General features: G+C 71.2%; 20 protein-coding genes. 9 read left to right on the top strand and 11 right to left on the bottom strand.

The window, feature by feature from the left end; translation table 11 throughout:
- Window positions 1-265 precede the first annotated feature (265 nt).
- Entirely contained in the window at window positions 266-913 is a 648-nt protein-coding gene (locus tag ACIQVL_RS24265; protein WP_403476333.1) for an HAD family hydrolase, read from the bottom strand.
- 69 nt (window positions 914-982) lie between these two features.
- Here ACIQVL_RS24265 and ACIQVL_RS24260 point away from each other — a divergent pair, with 69 nt between their 5' ends.
- Both ACIQVL_RS24260 and ACIQVL_RS24255 read left to right on the top strand, forming a co-directional pair.
- A complete protein-coding gene (locus tag ACIQVL_RS24260; RefSeq protein ID WP_403429530.1) occupies window positions 983-1,342 on the top strand; it encodes a hypothetical protein in 360 nt (119 codons plus the stop codon).
- A 1-nt stretch (window position 1,343) separates the two neighbouring features.
- Window positions 1,344-1,763, top strand: a complete 420-nt coding sequence (locus ACIQVL_RS24255; protein ID WP_403429529.1) for a hypothetical protein — start codon at window positions 1,344-1,346, stop codon at window positions 1,761-1,763.
- 86 nt (window positions 1,764-1,849) lie between these two features.
- Here the strand turns inward: ACIQVL_RS24255 and ACIQVL_RS24250 are convergent, their stop codons facing one another.
- From ACIQVL_RS24250 to ACIQVL_RS24240, 3 genes are all read right to left on the bottom strand, one after another.
- Window positions 1,850-2,347 (bottom strand): GNAT family N-acetyltransferase, encoded by a 498-nt coding sequence (locus ACIQVL_RS24250; protein WP_403429527.1) that lies wholly within the window; start codon window positions 2,345-2,347, stop codon window positions 1,850-1,852.
- 44 nt (window positions 2,348-2,391) lie between these two features.
- Window positions 2,392-2,898: an RNA polymerase sigma factor gene (locus ACIQVL_RS24245; RefSeq protein WP_403429525.1), complete on the bottom strand. Its 507-nt coding sequence runs from the start codon at window positions 2,896-2,898 to the stop codon at window positions 2,392-2,394.
- Between the two features lie 74 nt (window positions 2,899-2,972).
- Entirely contained in the window at window positions 2,973-4,154 is a 1,182-nt protein-coding gene (locus tag ACIQVL_RS24240) for a glycerophosphodiester phosphodiesterase (protein WP_403476332.1), read from the bottom strand.
- A gap of 321 nt (window positions 4,155-4,475) precedes the next feature.
- Between ACIQVL_RS24240 and ACIQVL_RS24235 the strand changes: the two genes are divergently transcribed.
- Together ACIQVL_RS24235 and ACIQVL_RS24230 are read left to right on the top strand one after the other, a co-directional pair.
- On the top strand, window positions 4,476-5,147 hold the full coding sequence (locus ACIQVL_RS24235; protein ID WP_351700587.1) for a lysophospholipid acyltransferase family protein: 672 nt from the start codon (window positions 4,476-4,478) through the stop codon (window positions 5,145-5,147).
- 181 nt (window positions 5,148-5,328) lie between these two features.
- Complete coding sequence (locus tag ACIQVL_RS24230) at window positions 5,329-7,005, top strand: multicopper oxidase family protein (RefSeq protein WP_403476331.1); 1,677 nt, start codon at window positions 5,329-5,331, stop codon at window positions 7,003-7,005.
- A gap of 97 nt (window positions 7,006-7,102) precedes the next feature.
- Here ACIQVL_RS24230 and ACIQVL_RS24225 read toward each other — a convergent pair whose 3' ends face one another.
- The 5 genes from ACIQVL_RS24225 to ACIQVL_RS24205 form a co-directional block, all read right to left on the bottom strand.
- On the bottom strand, window positions 7,103-8,629 hold the full coding sequence (locus ACIQVL_RS24225; protein WP_403476330.1) for an MFS transporter: 1,527 nt from the start codon (window positions 8,627-8,629) through the stop codon (window positions 7,103-7,105).
- A complete protein-coding gene (locus ACIQVL_RS24220) occupies window positions 8,626-9,177 on the bottom strand; it encodes a TetR/AcrR family transcriptional regulator (RefSeq protein WP_403429518.1) in 552 nt (183 codons plus the stop codon). Before ACIQVL_RS24220 ends, ACIQVL_RS24225 begins: the two co-directional genes overlap by 4 nt.
- An 85-nt stretch (window positions 9,178-9,262) precedes the next feature.
- Window positions 9,263-10,234, bottom strand: coding sequence for an aldo/keto reductase (locus ACIQVL_RS24215; protein ID WP_403429516.1), 972 nt, complete (start codon window positions 10,232-10,234; stop codon window positions 9,263-9,265).
- Window positions 10,235-10,418: 184 nt separating this feature from the next.
- The gene (gene argH, locus ACIQVL_RS24210; RefSeq protein WP_403476329.1) at window positions 10,419-11,852 is read right to left on the bottom strand and encodes an argininosuccinate lyase; all 1,434 of its coding nucleotides are present in this window, start codon (window positions 11,850-11,852) and stop codon (window positions 10,419-10,421) included.
- A gap of 49 nt (window positions 11,853-11,901) precedes the next feature.
- The gene (locus tag ACIQVL_RS24205) at window positions 11,902-13,119 is read right to left on the bottom strand and encodes an argininosuccinate synthase (RefSeq protein WP_403476328.1); all 1,218 of its coding nucleotides are present in this window, start codon (window positions 13,117-13,119) and stop codon (window positions 11,902-11,904) included.
- A gap of 189 nt (window positions 13,120-13,308) precedes the next feature.
- Between ACIQVL_RS24205 and ACIQVL_RS24200 the strand changes: the two genes are divergently transcribed.
- The 3 genes from ACIQVL_RS24200 to ACIQVL_RS24190 all read left to right on the top strand — a co-directional run bounded on the left by ACIQVL_RS24200 (window position 13,309) and on the right by ACIQVL_RS24190 (window position 15,537).
- Entirely contained in the window at window positions 13,309-14,178 is an 870-nt protein-coding gene (locus ACIQVL_RS24200) for a hypothetical protein (protein ID WP_403429511.1), read from the top strand.
- A gap of 63 nt (window positions 14,179-14,241) precedes the next feature.
- Complete coding sequence (locus ACIQVL_RS24195; protein ID WP_403476327.1) at window positions 14,242-14,829, top strand: pyridoxamine 5'-phosphate oxidase family protein; 588 nt, start codon at window positions 14,242-14,244, stop codon at window positions 14,827-14,829.
- 3 nt (window positions 14,830-14,832) lie between these two features.
- Window positions 14,833-15,537 carry a L,D-transpeptidase gene (locus tag ACIQVL_RS24190; RefSeq protein WP_403476326.1) on the top strand — a complete coding sequence of 235 codons (705 nt, stop codon included), beginning with the start codon at window positions 14,833-14,835 and terminating at the stop codon, window positions 15,535-15,537.
- Between the two features lie 79 nt (window positions 15,538-15,616).
- On the opposite strand, the gene ACIQVL_RS24185 is transcribed toward ACIQVL_RS24190, so the two are convergent.
- Window positions 15,617-17,107 (bottom strand): sensor histidine kinase, encoded by a 1,491-nt coding sequence (locus ACIQVL_RS24185; protein ID WP_403476325.1) that lies wholly within the window; start codon window positions 17,105-17,107, stop codon window positions 15,617-15,619.
- Complete coding sequence (locus ACIQVL_RS24180) at window positions 17,104-17,844, bottom strand: response regulator transcription factor (RefSeq protein ID WP_403429503.1); 741 nt, start codon at window positions 17,842-17,844, stop codon at window positions 17,104-17,106. The genes ACIQVL_RS24185 and ACIQVL_RS24180 overlap by 4 nt, the downstream gene beginning before the upstream one ends.
- A 150-nt stretch (window positions 17,845-17,994) precedes the next feature.
- On the opposite strand from ACIQVL_RS24180, the gene ACIQVL_RS24175 reads away from it, so the two are divergent.
- Window positions 17,995-19,353: a ferric reductase-like transmembrane domain-containing protein gene (locus ACIQVL_RS24175; protein WP_403476324.1), complete on the top strand. Its 1,359-nt coding sequence runs from the start codon at window positions 17,995-17,997 to the stop codon at window positions 19,351-19,353.
- A gap of 10 nt (window positions 19,354-19,363) precedes the next feature.
- Window positions 19,364-19,867, top strand: coding sequence for an FMN-binding protein (locus ACIQVL_RS24170; protein WP_403476323.1), 504 nt, complete (start codon window positions 19,364-19,366; stop codon window positions 19,865-19,867).
- The last annotated feature ends 53 nt before the right edge of the window (window positions 19,868-19,920 follow it).

Below are 19,920 nucleotides of genomic sequence, written 5' to 3'. Positions count from 1 at the left end.
GTGCGCGGGGGGGGCGGCTTGCGTCACATACGCGCGTCGTCGCGTCGTACGGACATGCCACCTGTCTCGCTTCGGGGCGCGAGCTCGGGGGTGGTGCGGGGGCCCTCTAGAAGGCGCACATTCGACACATACAACGAGCACCGGGCGTCAGGGTCGCCTCGGTCGCAGGGGTGCGGTCGCTCGTCGTGGTCATGCGATCAGTAAACCAGACCTACGGTCCTGACAGGCCGCCGCTGTCCGCATGGTGAACAGCGGCGGACACCTTTCAGCCGCGGGTCGATATCTCGATGCCGCGGTCGGTGACCAGCGCGGACAAGGCCGAGAGGTCCTTCACCACGAGGTCGGCGGCCAGCTCGTGCGCCTGGTGGGTTGTGGCCAACGCCACGGTGGTCATCCCGGCCGCGCGGCCCGCCTGGAGTCCGGCGGGGGCGTCCTCGAAGACCACGCAGTGCGCCGGGTCGACGCCCAGTTGGCGGGCGGCGAGGAGGTAGGGCTCGGGGTCGGGCTTGCCGCGGGTGATGTCGTCGGCGCAGACCAGCGTCTTCGGCCGGATCCCGACCGCTTCCAGGCGGGCCTCGGCGAGGCGGCGGGTGGCGGAGGTGACGACGGCCCAGCGGTCGGCCGGCAGGGAGTCGAGGAACGCGGCGGTGCCGGGGAGCAGGTGGACGCCGTCGTTGGGGACGTCCGCCACCTCCAGTTGCTCGACCCGGGCGACGGCTTCCGCCACGAGGTCCGGCGGGAGCAGGTCGGCGACGATGTCCGCGGCGGGCCGTCCGTGCAGTTCGACGCGGGCGAACTCCTCGGTGACGCCGTACTCCGCCGCCCAGCGGGCCCAGCAGCGGTCGACCGATGCGAGGGAGGAGACCAGGGTGCCGTCGTTGTCGAACAGGAGGGCTTGTGCGTGGATCGTCATGGTCTCGACCCTACGGTGTACGGCAGGGGCGACGGCATCGGGCCGTTTCGGCCGTAATAAGGTCACCGCATGCTCAATGCCCTGCTGACGGTGACCGGAGTCGCCGCGCTGCTGCTCGCCGCGTGGTGCGGCTGGGCGGCGTACCGGGACCAGCCGACGAAGGACTGGCACTTCATCGGAATGGCCGTGGTGTCGGTGCTGGCGTTGGTCCAGCTGGTCGCCGGGATCGTGCTGCTGGCGCGGGGCGGGAAGCCGGACCAGGGGACGACGATCTTCGTCGCCTATCTGCTGGGCGCGTTCGCGTGCGTGCCGGCCGCGGGGTTCATGTCGCTCGCCGAGCGGACCCGGTGGGGTTCCGTGACGGTTGCCGCGGGCGGTGTGGTGCTGGCCGTGCTGGAGGTGCGGCTCTATGACATCTGGGGAGGGTGAGATGACGGCCGTGGACGAGAGGCCGAAGCGGCTGACCAGTGGGCCGGGGACGCTGCTGGTGTGGTTCTACGGCGTGATGGTCGTCGGGGCGGTGTCGCGATCTGCCTACCAGATCGCGACCGAGTTCGACCGGGCGCCGCTCGCGTACTCGCTGTCCGCCGTTGCCGGGGTCGTGTACGCGTTCATCACGTACACGCTGGTGCGGGGCGGCGAGACGGCCCGCAGGGTGGCGCAGGTGTGCTGCGCCGCCGAGCTCGCGGGGGTGTTGATCGTGGGTACGTGGACGGTCGTCGACTCCTCCGCGTTCCCGGACGCGACCGTGTGGTCGGACTACGGGATGGGGTACGTGTTCATTCCCGTGCTGTTGCCGCTTTCCGCGCTGTACTGGTTGCGGAAGGGCGCCAAGGGGGCGGAGGCCTGAGCCCTGTGCGCGGCTGCGGGTCCGATGTGGCCTGTCGCGCAGTTCCCCGCGCCCCTTTCGGGGCGCTCGGCATGGGGCGTTGAAAGCTAGGCCGTCGTTGCGTACGTGCTCGCCGGCTTCTCCAGGACGATCATCGGCACGCCGTCTGCGCCCTTCGACGTGCCTACCGTTTCGTAGCCGACGCGGCGGTACAGGCGGAGGTTGCCCTCGCTGCGGTGGCCGGTGAAGAGGCGGAACCGCTTGGCGCCGCGCTCCTCCTCCAACGCGGCCTCGGCCGCGCCGAGCAGGCGGGCGCCGATGCCGTGGCCCTGGAGGCGGGGGTGGACGCAGAGCTTGCCGATGGCGGCGGCGCCGTCCTCGGTGACCGAGCCACGGACCGAGCCGACGACCTCCTCGCCGAGGCGGGCGACGAAGACGCAGTCGGTGGCGAGCTCCTCGCGGACCGAGTCGAGACTCTGGACGAGCGGGTCGATGCGGTAGTTGCCGTACAGCGCCGCCTCACTCTGGAAGCACAGGTACTGGAGCCTGAAGATCTGCTCTGCATCCTGCTCGGTCGCCACCGAGATGGTCACGCTCATGCCCATGTGCGCACGCCTCCCGCTCACCTGATCGCCTGTCGTTCTCACTCCTATCCCCGCGCTTCGCGGGGCGCAACCTCCGGCGTCAACAATCGGCGCAGACAACCCAGACATCTGGAACGTTCCGGGCCGAGACTGCCCTGTGAGATACCCAACTCCCCCGCGATTTCCCGGTATGTCAGGTCCCTCGGGGAAAGCAGGGCCTGCAGGAGGCGGGGGCAGCGGCCGGGGAGGCGGGCGACCGCCTCGCGCAGGGCGCGGTGGCCGGCGGTGGCGAGGACGCGCTCTTCCGGGGTGGCGGCGCCGGGGTCGGCGGGGTCGGTGGCGTAGGAGGGTTCCCGGCGGGCGGTGCGCCGGGCGCGGCGGGACTCGGTGCGCACGGCCCGGCGCAGCCAGTCCTCCGGGGCCCTGGGCGGTCCGTGGGTCGCCAGGCGCTCCAGGAGGCGGAGCAAGACGGTCTGCTCCAGGTCGCGTGGGTCGCTGCCGCAGGCATGTGCCTCGGCGGCGGCCTCCGCGGCGAGCAGCGGGCGCAGGGCGGCGACCAGGTCGTTCGTCATATGCGGAACGACGCGGCCGCCCCGGCACGGGTTGCCGGGGCGGCCGGGAGACACCCCGAACGGGGTGCGGGGGCTCAGCCGTTGACGAAGTCGGCGCGGGCCAGCAGGGCGGTGTCGGCGTTGTCGGTGAAGACACCGTCGATGCCGGTCTCGAAGTACTTCTGGAAGACCGGGAAGACGTTGCCGTAGGCGTCCGCGTCGCTGCCGATGCGGTAGGCGGGCGGCAGGAAGGGGTTCTCGTTGCGCATGGTGTACGGGTGCAGGATCAGACCGACCTTGTGCGCGTCCGCGACGAGGGTGCTCGGCGTGGTGAAGTTGCCGTTCGCGTCCTTCGGGATGATCAGGTCCACGGTCGGGCCGATGCCCTGCGCGTAGCCGGCGATCTCCCGCAGGCCCTTCGGCGTGATCAGGTCGGCGACCGTGCGCGGGTCACCCGTCGCGACGAAGTCGTAGGGCTGCGTGTTCGCGGCGGAGAGCAGCACCACCAGCGGGTTGTCTATCAGCTTGTTGAGGCGCTGGATGCTGGTCGGCTCGAAGGACTGGACGAGGACCGGCGAGTTCCGCTTGTCCTTGCCGTACTTGCGCAGCAGCTTGGCGATCCGCTCCTCGACGCCGAGGCCGAGCCGGCGGAAGTAGGTGGGGTGCTTGGCCTCCGGGTAGATCCAGACCTGCTTGCCGCGCTTGCGGGTCTGCTCGTCCTGCCACTTGAGGACTTCCTCGAAGGTCGGGATCTCCCAGCGGCCGTTGTAGAGCATGTTGTGCGGGCGGTTGGCCGGGATGCGCTCGATCGCGCGCAGCGTCTTCAGCTCGGCGAGCGTGAAGTCCTCGGTGAACCAGCCGGTGGTGGGGACGCCGTCCAGGGTCTTGGTGGTCTTGCGGCCGGCGAACTCGGGGTGGTCGGCGACGTCCGTGGTGCCGCCGATCTCCGGCTCGTGGCGGCAGACCAGGTGGCCGTCCTTGGTGGGGACTAGGTCGCCCGCCTCGACGATGTCGGCGCCGAGGTCCAGGGCGAGGTTGTACGAGCCGAAGGTGTGCTCGGGACGGTAGCCGCTGGTGCCGCGGTGGCCGATGATCGTCGGCTTCGGCAGGCTCTTCAGGCCGCCGCCGTGACCGGCCTGAACGGCCTCGGCCGCTCTGGCCGCGCCGGGCAGTCCGAGGACCGCGCCGCCCGCGCCGAGCACCGCGGCGCCGAGCAGCGCCCGCCGTCCGGTCGTACCGTTCATCTGCGTCCGCTCGTTCGCCTCATGCGTGTTCATGAGCGCCCTCCTGACCTTTCGCCCTGTGATGCCGGCCGATCGTAGGGCTGCGGACGTGACCGAAGGGAGACCGCCGACCCAACGGCCGGGTGACGCCGTATGGCTGATGAAGGGCGGGTCATGACGGTCCGTCGGCGACATCCGTCACATCGTCGCCGGCCTGTTACGAGCTGTCTCCCGGACGTCACCGCAGGTAAACCAGCGTCAACAGTACGTAAGACCTCGGTGAACCGGCCGCACCCGATGTGCGCTTCCCGCGGAGCCGCGAGTAATGTCCTCACCTGCACAGACTCATACCGCCCCTCGACATCGGAGGACCCGTTGTCCCGCTTCGCGCTCATCAAGGCAGTGCTCGGACCGATCATGCGCCTGATGTTCCGCCCCCAGGTGGAGGGCGTGGAGCGCATCCCGGGAGACGGGCCGGTCATCCTCGCCGGCAACCACCTCACGTTCATCGACTCGATGATCCTGCCGCTCGTGAGCAAGCGGCAGGTGTTCTTCATCGGCAAGGACGAGTACGTCACCGGGAAGGGCTTCAAGGGCCGCCTCATGGCCTGGTTCTTCACCGGTGTCGGCATGATCCCGGTGGACCGGGACGGCGCGAGCGGCGGTGTCGCCGCGCTGATGACCGGCAAGCGGGTCCTGGACGAGGGCCGGATCTTCGGGATCTACCCGGAGGGCACCCGCTCCCCCGACGGCCGGCTCTACCGGGGCCGTACCGGCATCGCCCGGCTGACGCTGATGACCGGCGCGCCGGTGGTCCCCTTCGCGATGATCGGCACGGACAAGCTGCAGCCGGGCGGCGCGGGCATCCCGCGGCCCGGCAAGGTCACCGTCCGGTTCGGCGAGGCCATGGAGTTCTCCCGGTACGAGGGGATGGACCGGGACCGCTACGTGCTGCGGGCCGTGACCGACTCGGTGATGGCCGAGGTGATGCGGCTGTCCGGGCAGGAGTACGTGGACATGTACGCCACGAAGGCGAAGGCCGCCTGACGAGGAAGAACGGCGCGACACTCGTTCGGCGCAAGGGCGTGGACCGGTGGTCCGCGCCCTTCTGTCTGCCATCCGCCTGACACCCGTCCGGCGTCCGCCTGCCGGTGGAATCTGCCCCGACACATCGTCCGTTCATCCACATTTACCGCCCATATGAGCACACAGCATGTCTTATTCAGACATGCAGAAACCTTCTCGGCGTACCCTGCTCCGTGCTCCGTTCGCTGCCGCCGGCGCGGGACTCCTCGCGGCATGTACCGACTCGGGCTCCGAAGCCCGTTCCGGCCCGCAACACACGGCCGGCACCTCGGCGTTCGTCCCGCAGGGGCCCAAGGGGTTCGTCAACCCGTCGGACCCGGAGGTGCTCGCGACCGAACGGAAACGCGGGTCCGGCCCCGTCCGCATGATCAGGTTCACGGCGGCCAGGAGCATGCTGGACCTGGGCGGGCGAACGGTCCACAGCTGGGCGTACAACGAGTCGGTCCCCGGGCCCCTGGTGCGCGTCACCGCCGGTGACGTCCTCAGCCTGACCCTCTCCAACCAGCTGGCCGAGAAGACCTCGCTGCACGCGCACGGGGTGCGCCTGCGCTGCGACATGGACGGTGTTCCCGACCTGACCCAGCCGGCCATCGAGCCGGGCACGGACTTCATCTACCGCTTCGTCGCCGCCCACCCGGGCACGTACCTGCTCCACTCGCACGTCGGCATGCAGCCCGACCGGGCCCTGTACGCGCCGTTCATCGTCGACGACCCGAAGGAGCCGCTCGCCTACGACCAGGAGTGGGTCGTCGTCCTGGACGACTGGGTCGACGACATCGACGGCTCCAACCCCGAGCAGGTGCTGGACCAGCTCAAGCCGGGCGGGTCCATGGCGATGCACATGGGGATGGGCATGGGGCCCGGCCCCGGCAGCCCGAGCCCGCACGGCTCGGCGCACGCCTCCGCGTCGCCGTCCAGGTCCGCGTCCAGGTCCGCGTCCAAGTCCGCGTCCAAGGGCAAGGCGAAGGCGCCGACGGGCCCCGACCGGGTGCTGCGCAACTCCCACAGCCAACTGCTGCACGGTGAGGGCGGCAACGTCGCCTACCCGCACTACCTGGCCAACGGGCGGCTGCGCACCGACCCCTCGGTCTTCCGCTGCCGCCCCGGCGACCGGGTCCGGATCCGCATCATCAACGCGGGCTCCGAGACGGCGTTCCGGGTGGCGCTCGGCGGCCACGAGATGACCGTGACCCACACCGACGGCTACCCCGTGCAGCACAAGAGGACCGACGCGCTGCTCATCGGCATGGCCGAGCGGTACGACGTCCTCGTCACCGTCAAGGACGGCGTCTTCCCGCTGGTCGCGCTCGCCGAGGGCAAGAAGGGCAAGGCGCTCGCGGTCCTCCGCACCGACAAGGGGAGAAACCTTCCGTCGCCGGATGTCAGGCCGGCCGAGCTGGACCGCGAGATCGTGCCGGCGCGCCGCCTGCTGCCGGCCGAGTCGGTCGCCATGGACGACCGGATCCCCGACCGCGACCTGCTCATCCGGATCACGGGCACGATGCAGCGCTACGACTGGGGGTTCGACCACACGCAGTACGACGTGCGGCAGCGGCATGCGGTGCGGGCCGGCGAGCGGGTGCGGCTGACGCTCGTCAACGCGACCGACATGTGGCACCCGATGCATCTGCACGGGCACACGTTCTCGGTCACCGGGATCAGCTCGGCGGGGGCGCGCAAGGACACGACGATCGTGCTGCCGCACCGCAAGCTGGTGCTCGACTTCGATGCCGACAACCCCGGGTTGTGGATGCTGCACTGTCACAACCAGTACCACTCGGAGAGCGGGATGATGACGGTGCTCGGTTACAAGAAGTGACCTCCTGAAGGGTTCTGTGGTTCCTCGGGCGCGGGTGCGTCGTGGTTGGTCGCGCCCACGCGGCGGTAGCCGCATCTCGGATACGGCCCCGCGCCCCTTACGGGGCGCTCTCCAGCCGTTGGTCTCGGAGCAGGAACCAGGCCGCCACCGCCGTTGCCAGGAGGACCGCGGCGCCTGCGCCCGAGGCCAGGTGGAGGCCGTGGGTGAAGGAGTCGCGGGCCGCTGTCAGCATGTCGGCCGCCGTGGGTGCGGGCATGGTCCTGGAGGCCTCCAGGGCCGCGCCCAACGACTCGTGGGCGGCGGCCGGGGTGCCCGGCGGGGCCGTGAAGCCGCGGTAGACGCCCGTGACGATCGAGCCCAGCAGGGCGATGCCCAGCGCCGCGCCCAGTTCGTACGCCGTCTCGGAGACCGCCGAGGCGGCGCCGGCCTGGTCCTTCGGGACGCTGGACAGGATGACGTCGGCCGTGACCGTGAAGGAGAAGCCCGCGCCGACGCCGACCACCAGGAGGGCGGCGCCGAGGACCGGGTAACCGGTGGACTGCGAGAGGGTGGTCAGGGCCGCGAGGGCCACGCCCACGGCCGCCAGGCCGCCGGAGACCACCGCCCGTACCGAGTAGCGGCGGGCCGCCCGGGCGGCCACCAGGCCCGCCGCCACCGCGCCGACCGCGGCCGGGACCTCGGCGAGGCCCGCCTCGAACGGGTGCCTGCCCTGGACCAGTTGCAGGAACTGGGAGAGGAAGAACACCAGCCCCGACATGCCGAGCACGGTCAGCAGGTCGGCCAGGACCGCGCCGCTGAAACCCCGGTTGCGGAACAGCCGCATGTCCAGCAGGGGCCTGGGCATGGTGAGCTGGCGGCGGACGAAGCCGCAGAGGGCCGCGACACCGAGGAGCGCGGCGGCCGCGGTGACCCCGGTGAGGCCGTGGGTCGCGGCCTCCTTCACCGCGTACACGACGGCGATCATGCCGACCAGGGACAGGACGACGCTGATCAGGTCCCAGGGGCCCGGGGCGGGGTTGCGGGACTCCGGGAGCGTCCTGAGGCCGACGAGGACCAGGACCACCATCACCGGCAGGTTGATCAGGAAGACCGAGCCCCACCAGAAGTGTTCGAGCAGGAAGCCGCCCGCGATCGGGCCGACGGCCGTGCCTGCGGAGGCCGCCGCACCCCAGATGCCGACGGCGAGGCTGCGCTCGCGCGGGTCGTGGAAGAGGTTGCGGATCAGGGCGAGGGTGGCCGGCATCAGGGTCGCGCCCGCGACGCCCAGCAGGGCGCGGGCCGCGATCAGCATTGCGGGGGTCGTCGCGTACGCGTTCAGGACGGATATCGCGCCGAACGCCGTCGCACCGACGAGCAGGATCCGCTTGCGGCCAATGCGGTCGCCGAGGCTGCCCATCGAGACCAGCAGGCCGGCGATGACGAACGAGTAGACGTCGCCGATCCAGAGCAGCTGGGTGCCCGAGGGGCTGAGGTCCTCGCTGATGTAGGGGGTCGCCAGGCCGAGGACGGTCGCGTCGACGGCGACGAGGAGCACGGCGAGCACCAGCACCGTGAGCGCAGCCCAGCGGCCCGGCCGCTTCTCCTCCGCCTCCGCGACGCGCGCCGGCTGCACGGTGCTGGTCATGATTCCTCTCTTCGTCGTGCGCCGCCGAGCAACAGCTCGACGATCATGTGGGTGAAGTCCTTGGGGGCGACGCGGCCTTCGGAGACCGCCCAGGCGGCGGAGGCCAGCAGGCCGTACAGCGCCTCGGTGAGCCAGGCGGGCGTGAGATCGATACGGAACTCGCCGGTCTGCTGGCCACGTCGGAAGAGGGCCGCGATGCGGTCGTCGATCCGCGTCCAGCCCTGGTTCTGCCCGTCGCCCTCGAAGAGCTGGTTCTCGGTGTAGAGGAAGGCGAGCAGACCGGCGGCCGGCTCGATCTCGCGGACCAGCCGGTGCACGGCGTCGGCCGCCGGGCCCTCGTCCAGGCGGGCCGCGTCCAGGGCCGCCTCGCACTCGGCGATGCCGAGCGCCTCCAGCGCACGGACGAGCGCATCGCGCCCCGCGAAGTGCCGGTGCAGGGTCGCCCGGCTGATCCCGGCGGCCTTGGCGACCTCGTCCATGGTCGCGGTGGATTTCCGGGTCAGCAGGGCGGCTGCGCTGCGCAGGACGTGGTCACGGTCGAGGGCCATGAGACAAGGTTAGCCCATGTGAGACATCTTTGTCTCACGGTGGGCATGTGTGATTCAGGAGAGGGAGATCAGGTCCGGTTTCGGATCAGTGCCACGGCAGGCTGCCGCGCCGCTCCCAGTAGACGTGCGGGTCCTCGGTCAGGGTGGCGAGGCGGGTGAGCTGGTCGTCGTCGAGGTCGGCCGCGGCCGCGTGCAGGTTCGAGGCGAGCTGGCCGAGCGTCGCCGCACCGGAGAGGACCACCCCGGCCCAGGGCTCGCGCAGGACCACCGCGAGGGCGACTGCGTCGGCGCCCAGGCCGGTCTCCTCGGCGACGGCCTTCAGGACGTCGGGAGCGTACGGGGCGGCCAGCCGGCCGTTGGCCATGCCCTCCTTCACGATCACCGTGAGTCCGGCGTCGTGCGCCTCGGCGAGGGCCGGGCCCGCCGAGGTCTCCAGGGCGTTGTACGTCGACTGGACGGTACGGAAGAGGGGCTCGCCGTCGACCGTCACGGCGAGGGCGGCACGGATCGCGTCGGCCTGGGCGGGGCCGCTGGTGGAGAAGCCGACGGTGAGGCCGCCGGCCGCGGCTTCGGCGAGGCGGGCGTGGAGTTCCTTGTCGGTGAGGGCGGGGCTGTCCGGGGTCACCGAGTGGATCTGGTAGAGGTCGAGACGGTCGCCGAGGAGTGCGTCGGACTCGGCGCGCTGGCGGTCGTAGGTCGCGAGGCTGTGGTCCTTGACCTCGTGCGTCTCCGCGTCCGCGGACCAGCCGGCGGTGTAGGTGTAGCCCCACTTGCTGCCGACGACCACGTCGGTGAGGTCGGGGTGGGCGGTCAGCCAGTCGGCGAGGAACTCCTCGCTGCGGCCGTAGGAGCGGGCGACGTCGAAGTAGCGGACGCCCTGGGCGTAGGCGGCGTCGAGGAGTTCGTGGGTGCGGGACCGGAGGGCGCCGACGCTGCGGTCTTCGCCGAGGTCCTCGTCGCGGCCGAGGTTGATGTAGCCGGGGCGGCCGACTGCGGCGAGGCCGAGGCCGAGGTGGCAGGTGGGGGTCGTTGCTGTTGCCAGTCGGGCGAAGGGCATCGCGGGTTCCGTTTCGGTCGGCTGCGTCGGGCTGTTGACCAACGTAACCCGCGATGACCTTTGGTTCGCCGTTCAGCTCGGGGGGTTCGGCGCGTTTGCGGGTGCGGGTGGGTGGGGGCTGGTCGCGCCCACGCGGCGGAGCCGCATATCGACTACGCCCCGCGCCCCTGACGGGGCGCTCCCCTCAGGCGTGCTTCTTTGCTGCCGCCCACTCGTGCTGGGCCGCCACGTTCGCCTTGACCTCCGTCAGTTGGATCGCCACCGCGCTGGGCGCCGTGCCGCCCCTGCCGTTGCGCGAAGCAAGCGCACCCGGGACGTCGAGGACGGAGCGGACCTCGGGGGTCAGGTGGGCGGAGACCTTGGCGAACTGGTCGTCCGTCAGCTCGTCGAGTTCCTTGTTCTCGGCCTCTGCCGCCTTGACGCACTCGCCGGCCACCTCGTGGGCGACGCGGAACGGGACGCCCTGCCTGACCAGCCACTCGGCGATGTCGGTGGCGAGGGAGAAGCCGGCCGGGGCCAGTTCCTCCATGCGCTCGCGGTGGACGGTGAGGGTGGCCATCATGCCGGTGAAGGCGGGGAGCAGGACCTCCAGCTGGTCGCAGGAGTCGAAGACCGGCTCCTTGTCCTCCTGGAGGTCGCGGTTGTAGGCGAGCGGGAGCGCCTTGAGGGTGGCCATCAGGCCGGTCAGGTTGCCGATCAGGCGGCCGGACTTGCCGCGGGCCAGCTCCGCGATGTCGGGGTTCTTCTTCTGCGGCATGATCGACGAGCCCGTGGAGAACGCGTCGTGCAGGGTGACGAAGGAGAACTCCTTCGTGTTCCAGATGATGACCTCCTCGGCGATCCGGGAGAGGTTCACGCCGATCATCGCGGTGATGAAGGCGAACTCGGCGACGAAGTCGCGGGAGGCCGTGCCGTCGATGGAGTTCGCGGAGCTGCCGTGCTCGAAGCCGAGGTCCTTGGCCACCGCCTCCGGGTCCAGGCCGAGGGAGGACCCGGCGAGGGCGCCGGAGCCGTACGGGGAGACCGCCGTGCGCTCGTCCCACTGGCGCAGCCGCTCGGCGTCCCGGGTGAGGGACTGCACGTGGGCCAGGACGTGGTGGGCGAAGAGGACCGGCTGGGCGTGCTGGAGGTGGGTGCGGCCGGGCATCGCCACGTCCGGGTGGGCCTCGGCGAGGCCGACCAGGGCGTCCTGGAGGTCGGCGATCAGGCCGCCGATGATGCGGGCGTGGTCCCGCAGGTACATCCGGAAGAGGGTCGCCACCTGGTCGTTGCGGGAGCGGCCGGCGCGCAGCTTGCCGCCGAGGTCGGGACCGAGGCGCTCCAGGAGGCCGCGCTCCAGGGCGGTGTGGACGTCCTCGTCGGCGATCGTCCCGACGAAGGAGCCGTCGGCGACATCGGCTTCGAGCCGGTCGAGGCCGGCGGTCATGCGCTGGAGTTCGTCCTCGGTGAGCAGGCCCGCCTTGTGCAGCACGCGCGCGTGGGCACGCGAACCGGCGATGTCGTAGGGCGCGAGCCGCCAGTCGAAGTGGACGGACGCGGACAGCTTCGCCAGGGCCTCGGCGGGACCGTCGGCGAAACGGCCGCCCCAGAGCCGTACGTCACCGCTGTTGCTGCTCACTTGCGTTGCTCCTAGGAAGGGTTGACGGGTAGCGCAGATCCTTGCAGATCTATGCCTGGTCTACGTCGGGCTGTGCCCGCAGATGGCGCTGCGCGGCGATCTTCGACGACAGGCTGTAGATGTCGATGAAGCCCTTGGCCGCGGCCTGGTCGAAGGTGTCGCCGGTGTCGTAGGTGGCGAGGTTGAAGTCGTAGAGGGAGGAGTCGGAGCGGCGGCCGGTGACGACCGCGCGGCCGCCGTGGAGCGTCATGCGGATGTCTCCGGTGACGTGCCGGTTCGCCTCGTTGACGAAACCGTCCAGGGCGCGTTTGAGCGGGGAGAACCACAGGCCGTCGTAGACGAGTTCGCCCCAGCGCTGCTCCACCTGCCGCTTGTAGCGGGCGAGTTCGCGCTCGACGGTGACGTTCTCCAGCTCCTGGTGGGCCGTGATGAGCGCGATCGCGCCGGGGGCCTCGTACACCTCGCGGGACTTGATGCCGACGAGGCGGTCCTCGACCATGTCGATGCGGCCGACGCCCTGGGCACCCGCGCGCTCGTTCAGCTCCTGGACGGCCTGGAGGACGGTGACGGGCCTGCCGTCGACCGCCACCGGGGCGCCCGCCTCGAAGGTGACGACCACCTCGTCGGGCTCGCGCGGTGTGGCCGGGTTCTGTGTGTACTCGTAGATGTCCTCGATCGGGCCGTTCCAGATGTCTTCCAGGAAGCCGGTCTCGACGGCGCGGCCGAAGACGTTCTGGTCGATGGAGTACGGGGACTTCTTGGTGGTCGCGATCGGGAGGTTCTTCGCCTCGCAGAAGGCGATGGCCCGGTCGCGGGTCATCGCGTAGTCGCGGACCGGGGCGACGCAGGTCAGCTCGGGGGCGAGGGCGACGATGCCGGCCTCGAAGCGGACCTGGTCGTTGCCCTTGCCGGTGCAGCCGTGGGCTACCGTGCCCGCGCCGTGCTTGCGGGCGGCGGCCACCAGGTGCTTGACGATGGCAGGCCGGGAGAGGGCGGAGACCAGCGGGTAGCGGTCCATGTACAGGGCGTTGGCCCTGATCGCCGGGAGGCAGTACTCGTCGGCGAACTCGTCCCTGGCGTCGGCGACCTCCGCCTCGACCGCGCCGCAGGCCAGGGCGCGCTTGCGGATGACGTCCAGGTCCTCGCCGCCCTGGCCGACGTCCACCGCGACGGCGATGACCTCGGCGCCCGTCTCCTCGGCGATCCAGCCGATGGCGACGGAGGTGTCCAGCCCGCCGGAGTAGGCGAGTACGACGCGCTCGGTCATGGGTCCCTCCTCACGTACATCCGCTCACTATGCATGAGTATGCAGACCTCTGCATGATTCGTCAATCCGGCCAGCTTCTGCCGACCGATGTGAAAAAGGTTTGAACAAACGAAACCGCTTACTCGTACCCATCCCTGAACGCTGGCGCCGCGTTTGTAAACCCACCTCTGACCCAAGTGAGGCATCCGCATGTCCAGGGCTCTTCCGAAGTACAACAAGCGTCGTGTCGTGTTCATCGGCGGCGCTGCCGCCGTGGCGCTGTCCGGTGCGGTCATCGCCGGTTCGGCCCTCGCCGGCACACCGGACAAGAGCAGCGACACCAGCAATGCCCGCACCCTCGCCGCCTCGCCCGGCACGATCACCTGCCCGGACGTGGCCTCCCAGCTGCCGGCGATCCCCGCGACCGCGAAGGCCGAGGTCGACAGAAACCTCACGCTCCTGCAGACGCAGATCCAGGAGGCCAACAAGCGGCTGGTCGACACCGTGGGCCAGGGTGGGCCGAACTTCGTGAACAACGCGATCCTCGGTCCTCTCAAGGACAAGCGTGTCGCGACCATCAACCGGATCGCGACCGCGATCGGCCGTACGGCCGCCAAGCCGACCGGCCTGGACTCGCTGGCACCGTGCACCCTGAACGCGAGCGGGACGAGCACGAACACGGGAAGCGGGACGGCGACGGGCACCGCCTCGGCCACCCCGAGCACGGCGGCGACCCAGCAGCAGTCGACGGGCAGCACCGGCAGCACGAACACGAACACCAGTGCCGTCGGCACGATCACCTGCCCGGACGTCGCCTCCCAGCTGCCGGCGATCCCCGCCTCCGCGCAGGCGGAGGTCGACCGCAACCTCACCCTGCTCCAGACTCAGATCTCCGAGGCCAACAACCGGCTCCAGACCACGGTCGGCCAGGGCGGCCCGAACTTCGTCCAGAACGCGATCCTCGGCCCGCTGGCGGACAAGCGGAAGTCCACCATCGACCGGATCGCCATCGCGATCGGCCGCACGTCGACCAAGCCGACCGGTCTCGACTCCCTGGCCGCCTGCACGCTCACCAAGTGACGTGACAGGCAGCTGTGGCCGCCCCGTGTACAGCGCCGGCCGGGGCGGCCACAGTGGAGTCTCATGGGAAAGACCTACGAACGCATCGACGGCAGGCTCCGTACGTTCATCGAGGAACAGCCCCTGTTCTTCACCGCCACCGCCCCGCTCGCGGGCGACGGCACGGTCAACCTCTCCCCCAAGGGCCTGACGGGCTCCTTCGCCGTACTCGACGAACGCACCCTCGCCTACCTCGACTTCGCCGGCTCGAACGCCGAGACCATCGCCCATCTGCGGGAGAACGGCCGCATCACCCTGATGTGGTGCGCGTTCCAGGGCCCGCCGAACATCGTGCGGGTCCACGGGCGCGGCGAGGCGGTCTTCCGCGACGACCCGCGCTTCGCGGAACTCCTCACCCGTTTCCCGGACATCGACCCGTCCCTGCACGGCCTGCGCGCGGTCATCGTCGTCCACGCCGAACTCATTCGCGACAGCTGCGGTTACGCGGTCCCCTACATGGCGTACGAGGCCGACCGTGAACTGCACGAAAGGCGGTTCGCGCGCGAGGACGACGCCTCGCTGAGCGCGTACTTCGAGAAGAAGGACCACATCGCGGTGAGCCTGGACGGCCTACCCGGGCTGCCGTTGCCGCTGCCTCCGTCTAGCGTCTGAGCCATGCGTCCACGCCTCGTCGCCACCCTCGTGTCCGCGTCCCTGCTCCTGCTCGGTGCGGCGCCGGGGAGCGGGGATCCGCAGCCGCTGCCGGCCGTCATGGCCGACACGGGCGGCGGCAGCCAGCTGATCACCGCCGAGGCGTCCGCGCTGAGCTCGACGTCGGGGACGCTCACCTGGTGGGAGCGCCGGGACGGGACGTGGGCGCAGGTGGGGTCGGCCGAGGCCCGCTTCGGGGCGAAGGGGCTGGTCGAGGGGGCGAACCGGCAGCAGGGCACGAACACGACCCCTACGGGGTTGTACGGCCTTCCGTTCGGGTTCGGCCTCCAGGCGGCGCCGGCCGGAACCGCCGTCGAGTACCGGCCGGTGACGGCGAATTCGTGGTGGTGCCAGGACAACGACTCCACCTCCTACAACCGTTGGGTGGAGCCGCTGCCGTCCGACTGCCGCGCCGCGGAGTCGGAGAAGCTGTCGTCGTACACGACGCAGTACGGATACGCGCTGGTGATCGGGTTCAACTACGACAAGCCGGTGCGGGGGCGGGGGGCCGGGATCTTCCTGCACGTCAACGGGGCGGGGGCGACGGCCGGGTGTGTGTCGGTGCCGGAGGATGCGATGCGGCGGATCCTGCAGTGGGCGGATCCGAAGAAGGGGCCGCATATTGCCATGGGGACGGTGAGCGGGGACACCGCTCTCACCCGGTATTGAGGTTGCGCTGCGCCGTAGTGGTACGGGTGCGTTGGCGGGTGCCCGTTGTGTGTGGCTGGTCGCGCAGTTCCCCGCGCCCCTAGGAAGCTGCCGTCGCCGCCAGCCTCACTGTGAACGTCGTTGACCCCGGGGCGCTCTCCACGGTCACCGTCCCCCCGTGTGCCTCCACCACCGCCGCCACGATCGACAGGCCGAGGCCCGCGCCTCCGCCGGAGGCGTCCGGGCGGCGGCGGTGTTCGGCTCGGGTGAAGCGTTCGAAGACGCCGGGCTGGATGTCGGGAGGGATGCCGGGGCCGTCGTCGTGGACCTGGAGGACCGTCCGCGCGCCGTCCGTCTCCAGGGTCACCGTCACCTTCGTGCCGGCGGGTGTGTGCAGACGTGCGTTGGCCAGCAGGTTGGCCAGGACCTGCTGGAGGCGGTGGGTGTCGCCGGTCACCGTCACCGGGTCCTCGGGGAGGTCGAGGGTCCAGCGGTGGTCCGGGCCCGCGGCGCGGGCGTCCGTGACGGCGTCCAGGATCAGGTGGGTGAGGTCGACCGGGTGGCTCTCCAGGGGGCGGCCCGCGTCCAGGCGGGCCAGGAGGAGGAGGTCGTCGACCATCTCGCCCATGCGGGAGGACTCGGCGGCGATGCGTTGCAGGGCCCGGGTGATCTCCGGAGGCACCGAGCCCGGGTGGAGCAGAGCCAGTTCCGCGTGGCCGCGGACCGAGGCGACCGGGGTGCGCAGCTCGTGGCTGGCGTCGGCGGCGAACGTGCGCAGGCGTTCCTCGCTGGCGTGGCGTTTGGTGAGCGCGTCCTCGACGTGGCCCAGCATGCGGTTGACGGCGGCGGCCATCCGGCCGACCTCGCTGCGGGGGTCGGACTCGGGGGCGCGGGGCGGCAGGGCGACCTCGCCGCTGGCGAGCGGGAGCTCGCTGACCCGGGTGGCGGTCGCCGCGACCCGGCTCAGCGGGCGCAGGGACCAGCGTACCCAGAGGGCGCCGGCCACCCCGGCCGCGGCGAGGGCGAGGCCGAAGACGCCGGCGGAGACCAGTTCCAGACGGTGGACGGTGGCCCGTACCGGTTCCAGGGGCAGACCGGTCATCAGGACGTCGCCGTCGATGCCGGCCCAGGCCACGATCCGGTAGTCGCCGATCGACCTCAGGTGGACCGTGTGTCCCCGGCCGTCCACCGGTACCCCGGCCAGGACCGAGCGGTCGCCGGTGGTGAGGCCGACGGTCAGGTCCGGGTCGTCGTCGGCCGGGATCAGGGCCGCGTTGGTGATCCGGCCGTTCAGGAGACGTGCTCCGAAGGTGCCGGCGGCCTGGCGGCGGGTGTCACCGTGCTCGTCGCCGTCCCGGTCGCTGGGCTTGTACTTGCCGTGTTCGAGGGACTGCGGGAAGCTCGGCCCGCTCTGCTGGAGCTGCTGGTCGAGGCGCCCGGTGAGGAAGCCGTTCAGCTCGACGACCGCGGCGACGCCGACGGCCGCACAGCTCACGGCCAGCAGGACGACCAGGCCCGCGGTGAGGCGGGCGCGCAGGGTGCGGGGGCGGGGCAGGTGCCGTAGCCGCCGTAGTCGCCGTAGGAGTTTCACCTGGTCACCGGCTTGAGGACGTATCCGGCGCCGCGGACCGTGTGGATCATGGGCTCGCGGCCCGCGTCCACCTTCTTGCGCAGGTAGGAGATGTACAGCTCGACGACATGGGCGCGGCCGCCGAAGTCGTAGGACCAGACGCGGTCGAGAATCTGTGCCTTGCTGAGGACGCGACGGGGGTTGCGCATCAGGAAGCGGAGGAGTTCGAACTCGGTCGGGGAGAGCTCGATCAGTTCGCCGGCCCGGGTGACCTCGCGGGCCTCCTCGTCCATGGTGAGGTCGCCGACGACGAGGCGGGGGCCGTCCTCCTGCTGGCGGGCCATGCCGGCGCGGCGCAGCAGGCCGCGCAGCCGGGCGACGACCTCCTCCAGGCTGAAGGGCTTGGTGACGTAGTCGTCGCCGCCCGCGGTGATGCCGGCGATCCGGTCCTCCACGGCGTCCCGGGCGGTGAGGAAGAGCACGCAGACGTCCGGCTTGACCTGGTGGAGCGAGCGGAGGACGGAGAACCCGTCCGTGTCGGGGAGCATCACGTCCAGGATCACCGCGTCCGGCAGCAGCTCCCGGGCCGCGGCCAGGGCGCTCGCGCCGTCACCGGCCGCACGGGTCTCCCAGCCCTCGTAGCGCAGGGCACCGGTGAGGACCTCCGCGAGGTCGGGGTCGTCGTCGACGACGAGGACGCGCAGCTGGGTGCCGTCGGGTCTGGTGAGGGCGGGGCGGCCGGAGCGGGTCGTGTTCATCGCGTCTCCCAGCATCCCTCTTCCCGGGAGCGAGGTGCGGCCCCGGGTGCTCTGAGTTTCCTCTGAGCCGGCTCTGCCGGTGCCGGTTCAGAAGGTGCTCAGAGGTTCGGGCTGCACAGTGGCGTCCTGACCGGAGAAAGGACCCGACTCATGACGACCGTGGACGAACGGCGTACGGCACCCGCCGTCCCCGCCGTGCCCACGCGCCGCTCCCCCGCGGGTGCCGTGCTCGCCGTGCTGTGGGCCGGAGCGGCGGCCGTGCTCCTGCTTTGGTGGTCGGACACCGGCTCCGTCGTGGGCGCGGCGGGCTGGCTGACCGGGGCCGGGCGGATCGCCGGGCTGCTGTGCGGGTACTCCTGCGCGGTGCTCGTCGGCCTGATGGCCCGGGTGCCGCTGCTGGAGGTGCGGGTCGGCTCGGACCGGGTCGCCCGCTGGCACGCGATGGCGGGCCGGTACACGGTCTGTCTGCTGGTCGCGCACGTCGTGCTGATCCTCAGCGGGTACGCGGCCCAGGACCACGCCTCCCTCGTCCACGAGACGATGGACGTCGTCCTGGACTACCCCGACATGCTCAAGGCGACCGCCGCCACGGTGATCCTCTTCGCCGTCGGGATCACCTCGATGCGGGCGGCGCGGCGCCGGACCAGCTACGAGTTCTGGTACTACGTCCACCTGCTCACCTACGCGGCCGTCTTCCTCGCCTTCTTCCACCAGCTGACGCTGGGCAACGACCTCAACGGCAAGCCGCTCGCCACCGCCTTCTGGTACGCGCTCTACCTGGGCGTCGCGGCCCTGGTGGTGTGGTTCCGGATCCTGGCACCCGTGCGGCTCAACCTCCGGCACCGGCTGCGGGTGCACTCCGTGCAGCAGGAGGCGCCGGGCGTGTACTCGGTCGTCGTCCAGGGCCGCCGGATCGGGGAGCTTGGGGCGCGGGCCGGGCAGTTCTTCCGGTGGCGGTTCTTCGGCGGCGACGGCATGGGCCGGACGTCGACCCCGTACTCGCTCTCGGCGCCGCCGCGCGGCGACCTGCTGCGGATCACGGTCAAGGCGCTCGGCGACCACAGTGCGGCCGTGCCGCTGCTGCGCCCCGGTACCCGGGTGTGGGCGGAGGGCCCGTACGGCGCCCTCACCGCGGACCGGAGCACCAGCCACCGGACCCTGCTGATCGCGGCCGGCGTCGGCGTCACCCCGCTGCGGGCGCTCTTCGAGACCCTCCCCGGCGACGTCACCCTGCTCTACCGGGCGCGTACGGCCGAGGATCTGGCCCTGGGCGGCGAGCTGGAGGCGATAGCCCGCTGGCGCGGAGCCCAGGTGCGCTACGCCCTCAACGGCCCGCGGGGCGAGCGCCCCGCCCTCACGGCGGAGTCGCTGCGGGCGGCCTTCCCCGGCCTCGCCGGTTACGACGTCTACATCTGCGGTCCGCACGGCTTCGCCCAGGAGCTGTACGGGGCGCTGCGCGCGGCCGGGGTGCCGGACCGGCGCATCCACCACGAGTCGTTCGAGCTGTGAGGCCCCTGCCGTGCACCCGCTGAACAAGAACCGTCCCCTGCGCCGCGTGCTCCTGGCGAGCGCCGCGACCGTCTCCGGGATCGTGATGCTGCTGGCGCTGAAGCCGCACACCGCCCCGACCGTGGTCACCGACTCGGCGGCCCCCGCCCCGTCGGCCTCCGCGAGCGCCTCCCCGGGCGCGACCGGCGACTCCGGCAAGTCCGGCAAGTCCGGCAAGTCCGGGAGCAGCAGCTCCGGCACCAGGACCGTCACCGGGGACACCGTCCAGACCCGCTGGGGCCCGGTCCAGGTGAAGGTGACGATCAAGAGCGGCAGGATCACCGACGTCACGGCGGTCCAGTACCCGACGGACAACCCACGGGACCAGGAGATCAACCAGTACGCCCTCCCGCAGCTGCGCAGCGAGGCGCTGGCGGCACAGAGCGCGAGCATCGACACCGTCTCCGGGGCCACCTACACCAGCCAGGGTTACCAGCAGTCGCTCCAGTCCGCACTGGACTCCGCGGGACTCTGAACGCTCAGGCAGTGCGGCACGTACCTGTGGGCCAAGGGTCAAGTCCCTACGGA

Source organism: Streptomyces sp. NPDC090499 (assembly GCF_044769305.1).
Classification (GTDB): Bacteria; Actinomycetota; Actinomycetes; order Streptomycetales; family Streptomycetaceae; genus Streptomyces.
Note: the sequence above shows the minus strand (reverse complement) of the source record. Positions and strands in the feature narration are given on the sequence as shown.

What these genes read in the sequence shown, in the direction of transcription:
- ACIQVL_RS24265 (WP_403476333.1), bottom strand. Translation starts at nt 913, where the DNA reads ATGACGATCCACGCACAAGCCCTCCTGTTCGACAACGACGGCACCCTG.
- ACIQVL_RS24260 (WP_403429530.1), top strand. Translation starts at nt 983, where the DNA reads ATGCTCAATGCCCTGCTGACGGTGACCGGAGTCGCCGCGCTGCTGCTC.
- ACIQVL_RS24255 (WP_403429529.1), top strand. Translation starts at nt 1,344, where the DNA reads ATGACGGCCGTGGACGAGAGGCCGAAGCGGCTGACCAGTGGGCCGGGG.
- ACIQVL_RS24250 (WP_403429527.1), bottom strand. Translation starts at nt 2,347, where the DNA reads ATGGGCATGAGCGTGACCATCTCGGTGGCGACCGAGCAGGATGCAGAG.
- ACIQVL_RS24245 (WP_403429525.1), bottom strand. Translation starts at nt 2,898, where the DNA reads ATGACGAACGACCTGGTCGCCGCCCTGCGCCCGCTGCTCGCCGCGGAG.
- ACIQVL_RS24240 (WP_403476332.1), bottom strand. Translation starts at nt 4,154, where the DNA reads ATGAACACGCATGAGGCGAACGAGCGGACGCAGATGAACGGTACGACC.
- ACIQVL_RS24230 (WP_403476331.1), top strand. Translation starts at nt 5,329, where the DNA reads ATGCAGAAACCTTCTCGGCGTACCCTGCTCCGTGCTCCGTTCGCTGCC.
- ACIQVL_RS24225 (WP_403476330.1), bottom strand. Translation starts at nt 8,629, where the DNA reads ATGACCAGCACCGTGCAGCCGGCGCGCGTCGCGGAGGCGGAGGAGAAG.
- ACIQVL_RS24220 (WP_403429518.1), bottom strand. Translation starts at nt 9,177, where the DNA reads ATGGCCCTCGACCGTGACCACGTCCTGCGCAGCGCAGCCGCCCTGCTG.
- ACIQVL_RS24215 (WP_403429516.1), bottom strand. Translation starts at nt 10,234, where the DNA reads ATGCCCTTCGCCCGACTGGCAACAGCAACGACCCCCACCTGCCACCTC.
- ACIQVL_RS24205 (WP_403476328.1), bottom strand. Translation starts at nt 13,119, where the DNA reads ATGACCGAGCGCGTCGTACTCGCCTACTCCGGCGGGCTGGACACCTCC.
- ACIQVL_RS24200 (WP_403429511.1), top strand. Translation starts at nt 13,309, where the DNA reads ATGTCCAGGGCTCTTCCGAAGTACAACAAGCGTCGTGTCGTGTTCATC.
- ACIQVL_RS24195 (WP_403476327.1), top strand. Translation starts at nt 14,242, where the DNA reads ATGGGAAAGACCTACGAACGCATCGACGGCAGGCTCCGTACGTTCATC.
- ACIQVL_RS24190 (WP_403476326.1), top strand. Translation starts at nt 14,833, where the DNA reads ATGCGTCCACGCCTCGTCGCCACCCTCGTGTCCGCGTCCCTGCTCCTG.
- ACIQVL_RS24180 (WP_403429503.1), bottom strand. Translation starts at nt 17,844, where the DNA reads ATGAACACGACCCGCTCCGGCCGCCCCGCCCTCACCAGACCCGACGGC.
- ACIQVL_RS24175 (WP_403476324.1), top strand. Translation starts at nt 17,995, where the DNA reads ATGACGACCGTGGACGAACGGCGTACGGCACCCGCCGTCCCCGCCGTG.